A 16272-nucleotide genomic window follows, 5' to 3' on the forward strand; every position below is an offset into this window, starting at 1 on the left:
TCCTGCCCGTGCAGCCACCCCGCGTCCCGCGGCGGTGTTCCCGGCTGCCGTGTTCCCGGCTGCCGTGTTCCCGGCTGCCGTGTTCCCGGCTGCCGTGTTCCTGGCTGCATTGCCGGTCAGGCCGGGGCATCCATGTCGAAACCGTGGTGACCGGATGAGACCTGCGCAACCGCGGCAGACGCTGGAATCGGCGTTCGACCCGCGCCGAAACAGTTTCGGTTTCCTGCGGATCGGGCTCGCAATGGTCGTCTTCGTCCAGCATGGCCTGGCTGCCGGGGGATTCGCCTCCGCGCCCACCGCCCAGTACGACCCGGCCGTACTCGCCGTCGACTGCTTCTTCGCCATCAGCGGCTTCCTCATCACCCGCAGCCGCGTACAGGTCAGGTCCACCCCCCGGTTCCTGTGGCACCGGTTCCTGCGCGTCCTGCCCGGGTTCTNGATGTGCCTCGTCGTCGTCGCGATGGTCGTCGCCCCGCTCGGCTGGCTGCACGAGCACCGGACGCTGGCCGGCTACTTCGGCTCCCACCCGCACGGCCCCTTCACCTACCTGATCGCGAACAGCCTGCTGGTGATGCGCTTCTACGACATCGCCGGCACCCCGCGGCAGGTGCCCATCGCCGAGGTGCCCGGGGGGCCGGTCGCGTGGGACGGCTCGCTGTGGACCCTGTTCTGGGAGGCGCTGTGCTACCTCGGCATCGCCGCGCTGGGCGCGTACGGCCTGCTGCGCCGCCGACGGGCGGTGGTCGGCGGCCTCACCGTGGCGGTNTGGGTGGTGTGGGTGCTGCGCTGGCTGGTCCCGGGGCGTCTGCCCGCGCTGCTCGCCGGCGACCTGGTCGGCGCCTCGGTGCGCCTGGGCTCGCTGTTCCTCGCGGGCGCGCTGCTGTTCCTGTATGCCGACCGGGTGCCGTTCTCCTCNCGGCTGGCCCTGCTCGCGGTCGCGCTGACCGCTGCGGGACTGCTGTGTCCGGACGGGCACACAGTGATCAGCCTTCCGCTGGCCTACGTGTGCGTGTGGGCGGCGCTGNGGCTGCCACTGTGGAAGATCGCCGCCCGNAACGACCTGTCCTACGGCACGTACATCTACTCGGCGCCGGTGCAGCAACTCCTCGCCGTCTACGGCCTGCACCGCCTCGGCCTGGTGGCCTACTTCCTCGCCTGCCTGGCCGCCACGACCCTGCTGGCGCTGGCGAGCTGGCGGCTCGTCGAGCGGCCGGCGCTAGGCCTGAAGAACCGATCCCTGCCCGGTCCGGGTAGTCGGGCGATCTTCGCGCGGACGCGGCATCGGCACCGGGGATCGTCTGTCGCCCGCGTGTCGGCGATCCCCGCTCAGCGTCGCGGCGGGGGCGAACGGGCGGCCGGGGCCGACGAGGATCCGGCTGGGCACGCCGTCGTCGGCAAACAGCAACAGGGCGAGCAGGATCCACAGGAAGAGGGCGACGCGGTTGGCGGTCAGNACCGGTAGGCCGAGCGTGCTGGCCAGGCACAGCACGGTCACGCAGGTGGCGAAGCGCTGTTCCGCCGGCTCGCGCCGCGCCCGGGTGCGCCACCAGGTGACGGCCACGAGCAGCAGGACACCGGCGAGCAGGGCGACGCCGAGCAGACCGCCCGCGACCATGGCCTCGGCCCAGGCGCTGTCGTAGGGGACGGCGAGGCCGCCGGCGCCGTAGCCGAGCCAGGGCCGGGTGTCGAGGACGAAGTTCCAGGCCCGCGCGGAGGCTCCGAGCGGCCGGAACCGGTCGGCGGTGTACTGGGCGAACAGGCCGTTGGAGCCCGCCCCGGGGATCAGCATCCGCAGCATCCAGGAGCCGTTCCATCGCGCGAGCCCCAGCTCGCCGCCCAGGACGCCGCCCAGGNCCAGCCCACCACCGACGGTCGACAACCGGCGCAGCGGACGCCCGAGCCTGGCCGCCTGCCACAGCGCCAGCGGCAGCCCGCACAGCAGGAAGATCTTGGAGACGCACAGCAGGCCGCCGACGAGGATCGGCAGCACGGCGAGCGCGAGGACGACCGGCCGGTCGCGACCGCGTTCGGGTCGGGCGAACAGGTGGACGGCCGCGAACAGGGCAAGGGAGTAGGCGACTCCCGCCTCCACCGGCTGGTTGAAGATCCCGGACAGTCGACCGTTGTTCGCCGCCAGCACGGCCACACTCTGCCCGTCCAGGGCGACACCACCCCNGAAGGCGGAGAGAACGGGCGAGAGGTCGGCGAACAACCCCAGCACCGCGATCACACCGTTGAACATCATCATCGGTACGAAGATCTGGCAGAACCGGTCGAGTGCGGCCTGTCTGGTATAGCCCGCCGCCAACCACCGACCGACCATGAAAAGCACCGCCGCGGGATAGACGTAGTTGTCCACTCCGGCCTGGAGGGAGCCGGGAAAGAAATCCCCAGAAACCGTCACGCCAATCGAGTCCAACACCACGTAGAAAGCGAAGAAGGNCCAGATCAGCGCCACCAGAAGATGCCGCGGCCCCAGTCCACGGAAGATCCCGCCGAACGGCAGGGCGAGGAGCAGGCCACCGTAGACGACCACCTGCTCCGTCCGTATTCCGCTCACCACATACGGCCCGAATCCTGCCACGACAGCCAAACTCAGCCAGATGGTGGCGCCAGGCCTCGGAGCGACTTTTTCAGGTGGAGACACCGTCGCATCATGGCACACGACCAAGCCGCCTCCGCGCGATTGTTTGGTCGACCGCCACGGAAAGAGGACCTTGGCCGCACCGGTTTCCGGCCGAGGCCACNGGCGGTCCGGCCAGACCTCGACCGAGCCCGTCGACACGGACCCCGGCCGGCTGCGGATCAGTGCGGCCGGCGGTGGCGCATCGTCGCACAAGGCGCGGCGCCGTGTGGGCTTAGCACCGCCGGGCCAGGGAAGGTCCAACGTCAAGGCGTGCCGGGAACAGCCCGGGACGCACCGATGTCGACAGCGACCGAACCCGCCGACGATCCGTCCAGGTGCACGTCCCGGACGACCGCCGCTCAGCGGGAAGCGGTCGGGGAGGCCCCCGTGACACAACCAGCCTCGGATTCCGACTCGTGGAACCGCGAGGACTCGCCCCTGGAACCCGCCGAGACGTTCGACAGCGATGACCTCGGCTCGACCGACGCCGGCCGAGACCCGCTCGACGACAGCTGGGAGGCTCCGGACCGACCGAGCGCGAGTGTCCGGTACCCGCACACGCCGCGGGAGGAACGCGAGGGCTCGTCCTTCGCGGAGCAGCTCGCGGCCGAGCAGCCGGACACCGACCCCTACCTGGAGGCCGAGCGCCGGGAGTCGGGCCGGGTCCTGCGGGCTGACGTCAACGGCGAGGACACCTCCGCCTTCGAGGACACCGACTTCGAGGACTCCGCCNTCGATGGCGACGAGAACGCAGCGACCAGGAATTCCGCGGCCGAGGAGAGCGCCCTGCACCTGGAGTGACCGCCCGTGACGCCACACCCCGGGCATCGGGCGGCGAGCCGGGCGCCGACATGATCGGCGTCGTCAGGCGCGGACCGCTGCCTGCTCCGGCTACGCTGCTCGGGTGACGNCCGCGATCCCGCATCCGGACCAGCGCCCGCCCGCGCCGGTCGTGGCGNCCGGGCCAAGGGTCTGGTCGCCTCGGGTCTGGTCGCCTCGGGCCCGCCTGGGCGGGTTCGCCGCGGTGGGCGCGATCGCGGCCGCCGCCGCCGTGCGGGTGTACCTCGTCGACCCGGCTCAGCCCGGCCACTACCCCACCTGTCCGTTCCGCTGGGCGACGTCGATGGACTGCCCGGGGTGCGGCACGCTGCGCGGACTGCACCAGCTCCTGCACGGCCATCCCGGCGCGGCCGCGGACTACAACCTGTTCTTCGTCGTCGCCGCGCCGATGCTGGTCGTCGNCTGGACGGTGGCGGTGGCGCGGGCCACCGGCTGGCAACGCCCGCTGCCCCGCGTCCCCGCCCGGCTGCTGCCGATCATCCCGGTACTGGTCATCGCCTTCTGGGTGCTGCGCAATCTGCCGTTACCCGGCTGCACGTGGCTCGCGTCGTAGCGCGGCGCCCAGAGATCCCCGTCGCGGCCCGGCTTCGCGGCACAGTGGATCACCGAGAGTCCGGCTCGGGCACTGGTCAGCGCCGGCCCAGCAGGTAGCAGGCGATGGCGGCGGTGGCGGCGACGTTGAGCGAGTCGACGCCGTGCGCCATCGGGATGCGGGCCCGCGCGGTCGCCGCCGCCTGCGTGGGCTCGGACAGACCGGCCCCCTCGGTGCCGAGCAGGAGCGCGACGCGCGCCGGCGCCCCAGCCGCCGGGTCCGCCGGATCCACGGTCGACCCGGGGGCGGCCGTGCCGGAGTCGGGCGGACCGGAGCCGGGCGGACCGGAGCCGACCGGGTCCACGGTGGCGAGCTGGGCGGCGAACTCGCCGAGATCGGCGGCGTCGGCGGCGGGGGTCAGCGCCAGCAGGGTGAATCCGGCGTCGCGGAGTAGGCCCAGCGCACCCGGCCACGGATCAAGCCGGGCGTAGGGCACGGCGAAGACCTCGCCCATCGAGACCCGTACGGAGCGGCGGTAGAGCGGGTCGGCGCAGCGGGGGCTGAGCAGCACCGCATCCATCCCGAGACCGGCGGCCGAGCGGAAGATCGCCCCCAGGTTGGTGTGGCTCACGATGTCCTCGCAGACGAGGACCCGCCTCGCGGCGGCGAGCACGTCCGCCGGGGCCAGCGGTGGGCGTCGGCACATCGACGCGAGCGCGCCGCGGTGCACCTCGAAGCCGGTGATGGCGGCGAGCACGTCGGCCCCGGCCACGTAGACGGGGACATCCGCCGGCAGGTCCGCCGGCACCGCGCCCAGCCGGGCCGGGGAGACCAGGACCGAGCGGGGCCGGTAGCCGGCCCGCAGCGCCCGGGTGATGACCCGCTCGCCCTCGGCGATGAACAGCCCGTCGGCCGGCTCCCGGCGCCGGCGCAGGGCGACATCGGTGAGGGCGACGTAGTCGTCGACGCGGGAATCCGCCGGGTCGTCGATTGCCACGATCCGCGTCGAGGCCGGCATCGAGACCTGCGCCGCGGCGGATCCGGGCAGGTCAGCGGGCACGCCGGAACCTCCGGACGCGGCCGGTGACACCCGGGCGTAATGAGCGGGACGCAGAATCGGCGCCCATGACCGAGCCGCACCCCACGCCCCCACCGGCACCGGCCGCAACGCCGACACCGACACCGGCATCCACGCCGGGGCCCGCCGTCTCCCGTCCCATCACCGCTCCCGTTCCCGCCGATCTGCTCGTCGTCGGCGCCGAGCTGGTCGCGACCGTGGACGCCGACCGCCGGGAGATCCGCGGCGGGTGGGTCGCGGTGACCGACGGCCTGGTCAGCGCAATCGGCGGCCCGGCCGACCCGCCGCCGGCGGCCGGACGCACCCTGCGGGCCGACGGCGCACTCGTCACGCCCGGCCTGGTGAACACGCACCATCACATTTACCAGAACCTCACCCGTGCCTTCGCTCCGGCCCTGGGCGGCACCCTGTTCACCTGGCTGTCGACGCTGTACCCGCTCTGGTCACGGCTGGACGAGGAGGCGGTGCACGTCTCGGCCTACGTCGGGCTCACCGAGCTGGCGCTCGGCGGCTGCACCACGACCACCGACCACCTCTACGTNCATCCACGCGGCGGCGGGGACCTGATCTCGGCCGAGATCGCCGCAGCGACGGCCCTCGGCGTGCGGTTCCACCCGACGCGCGGATCGATGTCGCTGTCGGTGAAGGACGGGGGCCTGCCGCCCGACTCGGTGGTTCAGGACGACGACGAGATCCTCGCCGAGTCGGCCCGGCTGGTCGCCCGCCACCACGACCGGTCGTGGGGCGCGATGGTGCGCGTGGCGCTCGCGCCCTGCTCACCGTTCTCGGTCAGCCCGGCGCTCATGCGCACCACCGCCGAGCTGGCCGAGCGGCTCGACGTGCGCCTGCACACCCATCTGGCCGAGGATCCCGAGGAGGACGAGTACTGCCTGGCGGTGTTCGGCCGCCGGCCCATCGACCAGTTCGCCGAGGTCGGCTGGGCCGGGGATCGGGCGTGGGTGGCGCACTGCATCTGCCCGAACCCCGAGGAGGTCGCCCGGCTGGGCGCCTGGGGCACCGGGGTGGCGCACTGCCCGAGCAGCAACATGATCCTCGGTGGCGGGCTCGCGCCGGTCGCCGAACTGCGGGCGGCCGGTGTCCCGGTGGGTCTCGGCTGCGACGGTTCGTCGTCGGCGGACTCGGCGTCGCTGTGGTTGGAGGCCCGCACGGCGATGNTGCTCGGCCGGCTGCGGCACGGCTCCGCCGCGATGTCGGCCCGCGACGCGCTGGAGATCGCCACCCGCGGCGGCGCGGGCTGCCTCGGCCGGGTGGGTGAGATCGGCGAGCTGTCCGTCGGGGCGGTCGGCGACCTGGTCGTCTGGCCCCTGGACGGGGTCGCCTTCGCCGGGGCGCTGTCCGATCCGATCGACGCCTGGCTGCGCTGCGGCCCGGTGGCCGCGCGGCACACCGTCGTGGCCGGCCGGCTCGTCGTCGAGGACGGCCGGCCCGTGCACCCCGACCTGCCCGCGATGCTCGACCGGCACCGCACGCTGGCCGCCGGCATCCAGGGCGCCTTCGACGACGCCGGCATCGATCCCGCCACCATCCCCCAGGCCGGCGCGGGCACGGCGGTCCGATGAGCGGCGGTCCGATGAGCGGCGGTCCGATGAGCGGCGGTCACGAACCCGCCCGCGACATCAGACCGCTGACCCTCACCGAAGCCCTCGACGCGCTACCGAAGGTCGAGCTGCACTGTCACGTCGAGGGAACGATGCGCCCGGCGACCGTGGTCGAACTCGCCACCCGAGCCGGCCTCCCGCTGCCCACGACGGATGTCACCGAGCTGTACACCTACAACTCCCTCGACGAGTTCCTCACGGTGTTCTGGCTGGTCCAGTCGACCTTGACCACGCGGGACGACTGGGCGCGGCTCGGCTACGAGAGCGTGCTCGACGCGGCGGCGCACGGCCGGGTCTACGCCGAGCTGTTCTTCACCCCCGCCCGTCACCTGGCCGCGGGCTCGGCGCTGGGTGACATCGTCGCCGGGCTCAGCGAGGGCCTGGCGGCGGCCGAGACCGAGACCGGCTCGGTCGCGATGCTCATCGCGGACGTCGACCGGGCCTTCGGGCCGTCCGCCGGCGTCGCGATGGTCGAGGACCTGGTCCGGCTGCGCCGGGCCGGGGCGCCCGGCGTCGAACGGGTGCTCGGCGTCGGGATGGACTCCACCGAGCGGGGGGTGGACCCGGCCTCCTTCGCCGACGCCTACCGGCTCGCCGCCCGGCACGGCCTGCGGCGCACCGGCCACCAGGGCGAGAACAGCCCGCCGACGGCCATCGCGACGCTCGTCGACGTGCTCGGCGCCGAGCGGGTCGACCACGGCCTGTCCCTGGTTGACGACCCCGAGCTGATGACACGGTTTGCCGCCGAGCGGATCCCGTTGACCGTCTGCCCGAACTCCAACATCCGCATCGCCAACGCCTTCCCGGCGCTCGCCGACCATCCCTACCCCGCCATGCGTGCCGGCGGCCTGCTCGCCACCCTCAACACCGACGACCCGGCCCTGACCGACCTGGATCTCGGCTACGAATACGCCTCCGTGGNCACCGCGTTCGACTACTCGTTCGACGACATGGTCGCGATCGCCCTCGACGGCGTCACCGCAAGCTGGCTTCCCGACGACGACGCCCGCGCCCTGCGCGCCCGCATCCACACCGCCGCCGACACCCTGCGCCCCCGCCTCGCCGCCTCCCCCGTCTATCCAGAGGGATAAATCGGGCGCCGAGGCCTCCGGACAGACGGGGGCGTGGCTCAGGCCGGCGACGGGGAGGCGTCGGCGGTGGCCACGGCGAGGCGCTGCGCGGTGTAGAGCGGCTCGCCGAGCCGGTGGTAGAGCGACAGCTCGGTGTCGAGCCAGGACAGGTGCCGTTCCTCGTCGGCGAGAACGGTCTCGATCAGGATGCGGGTGGTCGCGTCGTGCTCGGCGGCGGCGACCTCCGCCGCCTGGTTCAGGCCGGGACGGGCGCCGCGCTGTGCCGCCAGGTCGTTCTCCAGCACCTCGCGCAGGGTCGTCCCGATGGCCGGCTTGGNCACCACGAAGTCCGGTCGGCCGCCGAGGTCGAGCAGCCGGTTCAGCACCGCGGCGATGGTGACCGGCTCGTCGGCGATCCGCTGGGCCATGCCCGCGGCCAGACCGTGCAGACCCCAGGACTCGACGAGGACCAGATGGGTGCGGTGCTGGGCGTAGCCCGNCCAGTAGCTGCCGAGCAGCTCGTTCAACANCTCGGTGACCGGGGTGGTCTGCGTGTCAGCCATGTGTCCGTCCCTCCACTGACCCGGCGAGGCGCACCGGCACCAGCCGGGCACGGCGCCATCGTCGACTATATGTCACCGGACTAGGCACATAAACCGGGGAACTCCCATGATGATCATTTGCGAGTGATCAGGTCAGGACGGCGCCGCCGGGACGGGTGAGGCCGACGTCGAGGGCGGCGAGCAGGTCGACGAAGCCGAAGGCGGCGGGGGTGAAGGCGGCGCGGGCGTAGGCGACGACCTCGCGCAGCGGTGGTGCGGCGAGGTCGACCCGGTTCGCGGCGAGATCGTTCGGGACGGCGGGCTCGGGGACCAGGGCGGCGCCGAGCCCGGCGGCGGCGAGCCGGGCCGCGGCGTCGACCTGGCGCGTCTCCACGACGCCGCGCGGGGTGAAGCCGGCGGCCGCGCACGCCTCGCGTACCAGCTCGGACAGGCCGTGGTCCGGGGCGTAGAGGACCCAGTCCTGGTCGGCGAACGCCTGGAGCTCGATCCCGGCCCGCCCGGCACGCGGATCGGCCGCGGGGACCACGACGACGAAGCGCTCGTGGCCAAGCCCGCGGACCGGCCCCGACCAGGTCGCCGGGCGCGGGCCGATGCCGACGTCGGCCTCACCGCCCGCCATGAACGCCTCCAGCGTGCGGCGGTCGGGAAACTCGGTGATACGCAGGGTGATGTCGGGATGGCCGGGCCGCCAGCGCGCGACCGCCCGCGGCAGGACCCAGGTCGCCAGCGACGTCACGGTCGCGACGTGCAGCGCCCCGCCGCCGTGGCCGGCGGTGGCTCGGGCGCGGGCCACGGCACCCTCCGCCGCGGCGAGCGCCGAACGCGCGCCGTCGAGGAACACCCGCCCGGCCGCGGTGGGACNCACCCCGCGCGACGTCCGCTCCAGCAGGACCACGTCGAGCTGGCGTTCGAGCGCGCGGATCTGCTGGGACAGCGAGGGCTGGGCGATGTGCAGGCGGGCCGCGGCCCGGGTGAACGACTCCTCCTCGGCGACCACGATGAAATAGGCCGCCTGGCGAAGGTTCAGCCATCCCCGCATGTCTGTCGTTGTATCCCCCGTCGATCTCCGGAACCCTTGGCCGCCGGGAGGCCCATAGGTGAACCACTATCGCCCATCGGCCGTTTGCGTCTTGGACGGCTCCGGNGGCGGTGACGGACGATCGGGCGGAACGGTTCGGCTCGCCGACGACGGTGTCGGCCGCGGCGCCGCCCGACGGGCGGCGTCCTGGCGCACGGGACGCGGAGGAGCATGTCCGAGGGCAGCGCATGGGACGGGGTGGCAGCCGGCGCGGGTCGGCCGGTGACCGTGCTCGCGGGCGGCCGGGTGATCGACCCGGCGAACGGCGTCGACCGGATCGCGGACGTGTTCTGCGTCGACGGCCGGATCAGCGCCGTCGTGCCCGCCGACGAGGCGGACGCGCATCGAGCCGGCGCGAGCGGCGCGGTCCTGGCAAGCGGCGCGGTCCTGGCGAGCGGCGCGGTCCTGGCGAGCGGCGCGGTCCTGGCGAGCGGCGCGGTCCTGGCAAGCGGCGCGGTCGGCTCGGGCGCCGCGGGCGGCAGGGTCGAGGGCGGGGCGACGGTCATCGTCGACTGTCGAGGCCTGATCGTGACGCCGGGGCTGATCGATCTGCACACCCACGTCTACCCGGGGCTCGGCGACTTCTGCGTGCACCCGGACCGGGCCGGCGTCGACGTGGGCGTCCCGGTCGTCGTCGACGGCGGCACCTCCGGCGTGCGGACCTTCGGCCTGGCCCGGGCCTTCGTCGAGGGCCCCACCGTGCGGACCCGGGTGCTCGCCTTCCTCGACCCGTGCCTGCTGTACCTGGCGACGAAGGACTTCCTCGCGCACCGGCTGGAGATCGCAGCCGATCCCCGCAACCTCGACCTCGACGCCACCGCCGCGACCGTCGAGGCGCACCAGGACATGATTGTNGGCTTCAAGGTGCGGGCCACCGTCACCGACGACCCCCGGACCTCCCCGTTCCTGGAGGGTGCGAAGTCCATCGCCGGCAATCTGCCGATCATGGTGCATCTCGGCCGCTACCCCTACACGCCGAGCCTGGCCAACCTGGACGCGATCNCCGCCCTGCGCCCCGGCGACATCGTCACGCACGCCTTCCGCGGCCACTCCGGGATCCTCGTCGACGACGACACCGCCGTCGACGGGCGCTTTGCCGCCGCGGTCGAGGCGGGCCTGCGCCTCGACGTCGGGCATTCCGGTTCGGACTTCCGTTTCGCTGCGGCCCGGGCGCTGTTCGACCTCGGCTACCTGCCCACGACGATCAGCACCGACCTGAACCTGTTCAACACCGCCGGCCCGGTCTGGTCACTGCCCGAGACGATGTCGAAGATCTGGGCGCTCGGGGTCGACCTCGTCGACGTCATCGCGATGGCGACGGCCAACACCGCGGCGGCGATCGGGCGCTCGGCGCAGCTCGGTTCCCNCGACGTCGGGCGCGACGCCGAGGTCAGCGTCCTGCGGGTGGAGACGGGCGAGTGCTCGTTCACGGACGGGTTCGAGACCATCTCCCACCCGCGCCGGCTGACCCCGGTCGGCTNCCTCCGAGGGGGCGTTTGGTACAAAGCAACAGGGCAGTTCGGACCGGGTTACCGAGTTGACTCCCTCGACTCTGGCGACCTGAGCGATGATGGTCCGGGCACGGGAAGCCGGACGCCCCCCACCGAGACCGCCGCCGCCGGTGCCGCGCATCGACCCCCCCGATCGGTGCGCCCAGCGCCGGCGGCGGCTTCACCCCCGGCCNCCCCCGTTTTCCCGGCCGTCGCGACCTCCCCGAACACCCCGGGCACCACGGGCACCACGGGCACCACAGGTTCNCCGGATGTTCCCGTGCCGACCGCGGGCCGGGGCTGAGCGCGCGGATGGTCTACGTCATCACCGCGGCCTGCATCGACGTCACCGACCGGTCCTGCGTCGACGAGTGCCCGGTCGACTGCGTCTACGAGGGCCGGCGCAAGCTGTACATCCATCCGGAGGAGTGCATCGACTGCGGCGCCTGCGCGCGGGTCTGCCCCGTCGACGCGATCGTGTGGGAGCGCGACCTCGACGGCGACGGCCACGCACACCTCGGCGACGCGCACGCGTTCTTCTACCGCCCCCTGTCCGGTCGGCCGAAGCCGATCGGCGCCCCGGGTGGCGCGGGCATGCTCGGGCCGGTCGGAGTCGACACCGACCTGGTGACGGCCGCTCGACCCGCGGTCGGCGACCCGGCGACGAACCGATCGACGGACCCGGCGGCGCCGGCGCCGGAAGCGCAGGCGCAGGCGGTCCCCCCGCTGGCCTGAGCCGAGCGGGCCCTACCTACCGGTCGGCGTCCCCGGCCGGCGCGGCCTGCCCCGCCGCCTCGGAGCCGTTCCAGTCGACGAGCTGGACGATCACCCCGTTGGGGTCCCGGACCTGGAACGCCCGCTCGCCCCACTCCTCCACGGTCAGCGGCATCGTGATGGCGACCCCCTCGGCCTGCAACCGGGCCAACTCCCCTTCCAGGTCGTCGACGACGAAGGCGAGGATGAGGCCGGCGGCGTGCTCGTCGCGCTGATCGGCGGGCAGCGTTGCGAGACCGCGCCGCAGGAACACGACGTTCATGCCGGCGTCCTCGCGCGCCAGCGAGGCGAAGCCGTCCGCGGCCATCTGCTCGGCGAAGGCGAAGTGCTCGGCGAGGAAGGCGCTGGACGCGGCGACATCCTCGACATTGAGCGACACGGCGGAGGAGGTGATCTTCATGACTGCGNTCCCGAGGTGCGTGCGGGCGGCCTGATCGCACGAGAATCTTGTACGAGGTACATAGTACGCCGTATGAAGTAAGAACGGAGATCCATGCCCAGCGACCGGACCAGCGCCGGCGACCCCGTCAGGACCCTCGCCCTGCTCTGGCGCGACCCCTCGGCGACCCCGCGCCGAGGACCCGCCCGCGGGCTCAGCGTCGACGCGGTCGTCGACGCCGCCGTCACCCTGGCGGATGGGGAGGGTCTGGCGGCGGTGACGATGCGCCGCGTCGCGCAGGCGCTGGAGGTCGTCCCGATGACGCTGTACACCTACGTCCCTGGCAAGGCCGAGCTGCTCGACCTCATGCTCGACGCGACCTACGCCCGGATGGAGCGCGCAGACAGCACCGGCGAACCCTGGCGGAAGCGGCTGGCCGCGATCGCCAGGGAGAACAGGGCCCTGTTCGAGGCCCATCCCTGGGCCGCCGCCGTCTCCACGCTGCGCCCGTCGCTGGGGCCGGGCTCGATCGCCAAGTACGAGCACGAACTCGCCGCGCTCGACGGCCTCGGGCTCAGTGACACCGAGATGGATGACTGCCTCACCCACCTGCTGTCCTTCGTCCAGGCGAACGCGCGGGCCGCGATCGACGCGAACGAGACGCGGGCGGCCGACGGCCTGTCCGACCAGCAGTGGTGGGACCGGGCCGGCCCACTGCTGGCCCGACTCCTCGACCCGGATGCCTTCCCGCTGGCCGTCCGGGTCGGCAGCGCGGCCGGGGCGGCCCGCGGCAGCGCGCACGACCCCGGACACGCCTTCCGCTTCGGCCTGGCCAGGGTCCTCGACGGGTTGGCCGCGCTCATCGAACCCGCCCGCGCCGTGGATACCGGTGAGCGTCCACCGGGGCCCGACCCGACGCCCGACTCGGCACCTTCACCAGCGCCCTGACCAGCGCCCTGACCAGCGCCCTGACCAGCGCCCCGAGTAGCCGCCCCGAGTAGGCGCCCCGAGTGACGCTCCGAGTAGCGCCCCGGCCGGCGACCGGACCGGCGAAGGCCGGAGACTGGGCGTATGCCGACGCTGCCGCCCGATGTCGTCGCCCGACTGACCGCCGCCCTCGACCTCGTCGACGCGGACCTCGCCGCCCGCCATCCGGGCGACACCGGCGCCCGCCAGCCCGTCCACACCTGCTACCTGCCCGCAGATCAGATGGTCCCCGACGTCGTGCCGGCCTGGGGCGCCCGGGCAAGCGCCCTGCTCGCGACGTACGGCGCCGACCCGGCGACACTCGCCGCGGCGACCGGTGGCGACCCGCGGCCGCAGGTCGCCGCGGCCGTCCACGCCCACACCCGGCGCGCGCTCGCCGTCGAGCCGATCCAGGACCTGCGGGTCGACCTGGAGGACGGCTACGGCCTGCGGCCGGACGACGTCGAGGACGCCGACGCCGTGCGCGCGGCCGAGGCACTGCGCGCCGCGTCGGCCGCCGGGGCCCTGCCCGCCCGCTACGGGCTGCGGCCCAAGTCACTCGATCCGCTGGTCCGCGTCCGCGGGCTGCGCAGCCTCGACCTGTTCCTCACCGCGCTCGTCGGCGACGACTCCCCGCCGCCCGGCCTGGTGGTGACCCTGCCGAAGGTCAGCGACCCACGGCACCTGCGGGTCTTCGCCGACGTCCTCGGCGAGCTGGAGCGGCGGCTGGGGCTCGACCCGATCGGTCTTGAGGTGCAGGTCGAGACGCCGGCCGCGGTGCTCGCCCTGCCCGAACTGGTGCGCTCCGGCCTCGACCTGGGCCCCGGCCGCCTCGTCGGGCTGCATGTCGGCACCTACGACTACTCGGCGGCGCTCGGGATCACGGCCGCGCACCAGGCCAGCGACCACCCGGCGGTGGAGTTCGCCACGACGATGATGCAGCTCGCCGCGGCCGGCACCGGCGTCGACGTCGCGGACGGTTCGTCGAACCTGCTGCCCGTCGACGGCGACGAGCGGCCGGGCGCCTCCGGCGACGACGTGCGCCGCGCCTGGCACCGGCACGCCGAGCTGGTCCGCCGCGCCTGGCACCGTGGCCTCTACCAGGGCTGGGACCTGCATCCCGGGCAGTTGGTGAGCCGGCACGCGACGGTGGCCGGCTGCCTACTGGCCGGGCTCGACGAGGCGCTGACCCGGCTGGCCGACCACGCCGCCGCCCGGCAGTCCGGCGCGGTCGCCGACGAACCGGCGACGGGGCGGGCCCTGGCCGGGCACGTCCTGCGGGCGCTGGACGCGGGCCTGCTGGACGACCCGCGCCTCGCCGCCGCGGGCCTCGACCGGGCGACGGTCACCCGCCTGGGTGGCCGGCGGAAATCCAACACGACCACCCCCGCCGGCCAGGCGTCACTCGATAAACCAAACAGCGGTAGTTCTTTGCATTAATAATAGGTGAACGGCGGCGAACATCGTTCGATACCCCGTTCTGGATGTTCCCGACGGGTCGACATGAGCCCAGTTGAGGTCTACAACAGACAGCGTGAACGACGGCATCCTGGTTTTGGTGGTCCTGACCGCGCTGGCCTTCGACTTCACAAACGGGTTCCATGATACCGGCAACGCGATGGCGACCTCGATCGCGACGCGGGCGCTGCCCCCGAAGGTCGCCGTCGCCCTGTCCGGGGCACTGAATCTCGTCGGCGCGTTCCTGTCGCTCAGCGTGGCCGCGACGATCNCAAGTGGCCTGGTCAACACCCATATCGTCACGCTGACGGTGGTCTTCGCGGGCCTGGTGGGNGGCATTACCTGGAATTTGCTGACCTGGTTCTTCGGAATACCGTCGAGTTCATCTCACGCCCTCATCGGCGGGGTCATCGGGGCGACCATGGCCGCCGCCGGCACGGACGGCGTCAAATGGCATGGCGTCGTGTCGAAGGTAATCATTCCGGCCGGCCTTTCCCCGGTGATCGCCGCCCTCATCGCGACCGTGGGAACCTACCTGATCTACCGGCTCAGTCGCGGTGTCCCGGACCGGACGCGCAGCCACGGATTCCGGATCGGCCAGATCGGCTCGGCGTCGCTCGTCTCGCTCGCGCACGGCACGAACGACGCGCAGAAGACGATGGGCGTCATCACCCTGGCCCTCATCGCCAACGGCACGGTGGACGCCGGCTCCAAGGCCCCGTTCTGGGTGATCCTGAGCTGCGCGCTCGCGATCAGCCTCGGTACCTACCTCGGTGGTTGGCGGGTGATCCGGACCCTCGGCAAGGGACTGGTCGAGATCGACTCCCCGCAGGGCATGGCCGCCGAGTCGTCCTCGGCCGCGACGATCCTGCTTTCCAGCCACTTCGGGTACTCCCTGTCGACGACGCACGTGGCGACGGGCTCGATCCTCGGCACCGGCCTGGGCCGCAAGGGCGCCGAGGTGCGGTGGAGCGTCGCCGGTCGGATGGCGACCGCGTGGCTGTTCACCCTGCCGGCCGCCGGGCTCGTCGGCGCCGGATGCTACGGGATCGCCCAGGGCATCGGCGGCACCCCCGGCGTGGTGATCGTCTTCGTGCTGCTGGTGATCGCGTCCGTCCTGCTGTACCTGCGAGCCCGCCGGACACCGGTCAGCCACCACAACGTCAACGACGAGTGGGACGGCGCGACCGCCCCCGCGGACGCCAAGGAGTCGGTCGCGGCCTGAGGTACGCGCGCACAGCGGTTTCGGACGAGACGGCCGGTCGCCCGTCGGACGGATCCTGGTGACGACCGGTGGACGTGACGAAGGGAGAGGCGGGCATGGATTCCTGGATCGACCTGGACGCCCTGTGGAAGATCGTCGTCATCGGCCTGCTCGCCGGGGCGGGGCTGCCCGCGCTGTTCGCGGTCGGGCTGCGCGCGGTGAGCCTGCCGGGTCGGGGCGGCGTGCCCGCCGTCGACGAGGCGGGCGGCGACCGCGTCATCGGGACGAATCCGCTCGGGATCGCCGCCGGCGCGGCGTGCTTCGCCGTGGTGCTGGCCGCGATCGGCTGGGGTATCTACTCCGTTGTCGCAGGAACGTGACGGTGCCGACAGGGAACGGGACGGTGCCGACAGGGAACGGGACGGTGCCGACAGGGAACATGACGGTGCCGACAGGGAACATGACGGTGCCGACAGGGAACATGACGGTGCCGACAGGGAACGTCATTGGTCGGTTCCCGGAGTCGCCCGGGAGGTGAAGGAAAGGTGAGTGGCGTGGCGTTGCCTCCGTTGCTGGCATCCATCATCCAGTGGCT

General features: G+C 73.0%; 14 protein-coding genes and 11 pseudogenes. 19 read left to right on the forward strand and 6 right to left on the reverse strand.

The genetic code is table 11. From position 1 onward, the window contains the following. Window positions 1-3013: 3013 nt before the first annotated feature. On the forward strand, window positions 3014-3358 hold a 345-nt coding region (locus tag UK94_RS27160; protein ID WP_235490119.1), incomplete at its 3' end, for a hypothetical protein. A gap of 325 nt (window positions 3359-3683) precedes the next feature. After that, window positions 3684-3867 (forward strand): DUF2752 domain-containing protein (locus UK94_RS75195; protein WP_268761672.1); only part of this gene is annotated, 184 nt, incomplete at its 3' end. A gap of 228 nt (window positions 3868-4095) precedes the next feature. Here UK94_RS75195 and UK94_RS27170 read toward each other — a convergent pair. Then, a complete protein-coding gene (locus UK94_RS27170; protein WP_041940236.1) occupies window positions 4096-5016 on the reverse strand; it encodes an RNA methyltransferase in 921 nt (306 codons plus the stop codon). 200 nt (window positions 5017-5216) lie between these two features. Between UK94_RS27170 and UK94_RS67015 the strand changes: the two genes are divergently transcribed. From UK94_RS67015 to UK94_RS67030, 5 genes and pseudogenes are all read left to right on the forward strand, one after another. Then, on the forward strand, window positions 5217-5617 hold a 401-nt coding region (locus UK94_RS67015; protein WP_235490140.1), incomplete at its 3' end, for an amidohydrolase family protein. A gap of 1 nt (window position 5618) precedes the next feature. Beyond that, window positions 5619-6251 (forward strand): annotated as a pseudogene (locus tag UK94_RS67020) (amidohydrolase family protein); the annotation flags it as partial. A gap of 1 nt (window position 6252) precedes the next feature. Next, window positions 6253-6656: pseudogene (locus tag UK94_RS67025) on the forward strand (amidohydrolase family protein); the annotation flags it as partial. A 26-nt stretch (window positions 6657-6682) separates the two neighbouring features. Then, window positions 6683-7616 (forward strand): adenosine deaminase (gene add / locus UK94_RS27180; protein WP_268761669.1); only part of this gene is annotated, 934 nt, incomplete at its 3' end. A gap of 1 nt (window position 7617) precedes the next feature. After that, a pseudogene (locus UK94_RS67030) lies at window positions 7618-7786 on the forward strand (adenosine deaminase); the annotation flags it as partial. Window positions 7787-7824: 38 nt separating this feature from the next. Here UK94_RS67030 and UK94_RS67035 read toward each other — a convergent pair. From UK94_RS67035 to UK94_RS67045, 4 genes and pseudogenes are all read right to left on the reverse strand, one after another. Beyond that, on the reverse strand, window positions 7825-8102 hold a 278-nt coding region (locus tag UK94_RS67035), incomplete at its 5' end, for a ferritin-like domain-containing protein (protein WP_268761670.1). 1 nt (window position 8103) lies between these two features. Then, window positions 8104-8264: pseudogene (locus UK94_RS67040) on the reverse strand (bacterioferritin); the annotation flags it as partial. Window positions 8265-8455: 191 nt separating this feature from the next. Continuing rightward, the gene (locus UK94_RS27190; protein WP_313949604.1) at window positions 8456-9169 is read right to left on the reverse strand and encodes a substrate-binding domain-containing protein; all 714 of its coding nucleotides are present in this window, start codon (window positions 9167-9169) and stop codon (window positions 8456-8458) included. Between the two features lie 21 nt (window positions 9170-9190). Further along, window positions 9191-9367: pseudogene (locus UK94_RS67045) on the reverse strand (LysR family transcriptional regulator); the annotation flags it as partial. Between the two features lie 210 nt (window positions 9368-9577). Here UK94_RS67045 and UK94_RS67050 point away from each other — a divergent pair. From UK94_RS67050 to UK94_RS27200, 6 genes and pseudogenes are all read left to right on the forward strand, one after another. Further along, a pseudogene (locus UK94_RS67050) lies at window positions 9578-10260 on the forward strand (amidohydrolase/deacetylase family metallohydrolase); the annotation flags it as partial. A gap of 91 nt (window positions 10261-10351) precedes the next feature. Then, a partial coding sequence (locus tag UK94_RS67055) for a hypothetical protein (RefSeq protein WP_235490144.1) occupies window positions 10352-10408 on the forward strand: 57 nt, incomplete at its 3' end. Window position 10409: 1 nt separating this feature from the next. Further along, window positions 10410-10772 (forward strand): annotated as a pseudogene (locus UK94_RS67060) (amidohydrolase/deacetylase family metallohydrolase); the annotation flags it as partial. A gap of 1 nt (window position 10773) precedes the next feature. Next, a pseudogene (locus UK94_RS67065) lies at window positions 10774-10886 on the forward strand (hypothetical protein); the annotation flags it as partial. 1 nt (window position 10887) lies between these two features. Then, window positions 10888-11089, forward strand: a pseudogene (locus tag UK94_RS75200) (amidohydrolase/deacetylase family metallohydrolase); the annotation flags it as partial. A 119-nt stretch (window positions 11090-11208) separates the two neighbouring features. Next, window positions 11209-11631, forward strand: a complete 423-nt coding sequence (locus UK94_RS27200) for a ferredoxin family protein (RefSeq protein WP_055752070.1) — start codon at window positions 11209-11211, stop codon at window positions 11629-11631. 16 nt (window positions 11632-11647) lie between these two features. On the opposite strand, the gene UK94_RS27205 is transcribed toward UK94_RS27200, so the two are convergent. Continuing rightward, on the reverse strand, window positions 11648-12070 hold the full coding sequence (locus UK94_RS27205; RefSeq protein ID WP_011602658.1) for a VOC family protein: 423 nt from the start codon (window positions 12068-12070) through the stop codon (window positions 11648-11650). 93 nt (window positions 12071-12163) lie between these two features. Between UK94_RS27205 and UK94_RS27210 the strand changes: the two genes are divergently transcribed. The 6 genes and pseudogenes from UK94_RS27210 to UK94_RS27225 all read left to right on the forward strand — a co-directional run bounded on the left by UK94_RS27210 (window position 12164) and on the right by UK94_RS27225 (window position 16057). Continuing rightward, a complete protein-coding gene (locus UK94_RS27210) occupies window positions 12164-12997 on the forward strand; it encodes a TetR/AcrR family transcriptional regulator (RefSeq protein WP_055752071.1) in 834 nt (277 codons plus the stop codon). A gap of 123 nt (window positions 12998-13120) precedes the next feature. Continuing rightward, window positions 13121-14455, forward strand: coding sequence for an aldolase/citrate lyase family protein (locus UK94_RS27215; protein WP_011602656.1), 1335 nt, complete (start codon window positions 13121-13123; stop codon window positions 14453-14455). Window positions 14456-14549: 94 nt separating this feature from the next. Next, window positions 14550-14744: inorganic phosphate transporter (locus tag UK94_RS67070; protein WP_235490123.1), on the forward strand; the 195-nt coding region annotated here is incomplete at its 3' end. A gap of 1 nt (window position 14745) precedes the next feature. Continuing rightward, window positions 14746-14806, forward strand: a pseudogene (locus UK94_RS67075) (hypothetical protein); the annotation flags it as partial. Window position 14807: 1 nt separating this feature from the next. Next, a pseudogene (locus UK94_RS27220) lies at window positions 14808-15698 on the forward strand (anion permease); the annotation flags it as partial. 95 nt (window positions 15699-15793) lie between these two features. Beyond that, window positions 15794-16057: a hypothetical protein gene (locus UK94_RS27225; RefSeq protein WP_041940231.1), complete on the forward strand. Its 264-nt coding sequence runs from the start codon at window positions 15794-15796 to the stop codon at window positions 16055-16057. Window positions 16058-16272 lie beyond the last annotated feature (215 nt).

The organism is Frankia sp. AvcI1 (assembly GCF_001420875.1).
Taxonomy (GTDB): Bacteria; Actinomycetota; Actinomycetes; order Frankiales; family Frankiaceae; genus Frankia; species Frankia alni.

Excerpts from the sequence above, each read along its gene's own strand:
- UK94_RS27205 (WP_011602658.1), bottom strand. The coding sequence starts at position 12,070 with ATGAAGATCACCTCCTCCGCCGTGTCGCTCAATGTCGAGGATGTCGCC.
- UK94_RS27225 (WP_041940231.1), top strand. The coding sequence starts at position 15,794 with ATGGATTCCTGGATCGACCTGGACGCCCTGTGGAAGATCGTCGTCATC.
- UK94_RS27215 (WP_011602656.1), top strand. The coding sequence starts at position 13,121 with ATGCCGACGCTGCCGCCCGATGTCGTCGCCCGACTGACCGCCGCCCTC.
- UK94_RS27200 (WP_055752070.1), top strand. The coding sequence starts at position 11,209 with ATGGTCTACGTCATCACCGCGGCCTGCATCGACGTCACCGACCGGTCC.
- UK94_RS27210 (WP_055752071.1), top strand. The coding sequence starts at position 12,164 with ATGCCCAGCGACCGGACCAGCGCCGGCGACCCCGTCAGGACCCTCGCC.
- UK94_RS27170 (WP_041940236.1), bottom strand. The coding sequence starts at position 5,016 with ATGCCGGCCTCGACGCGGATCGTGGCAATCGACGACCCGGCGGATTCC.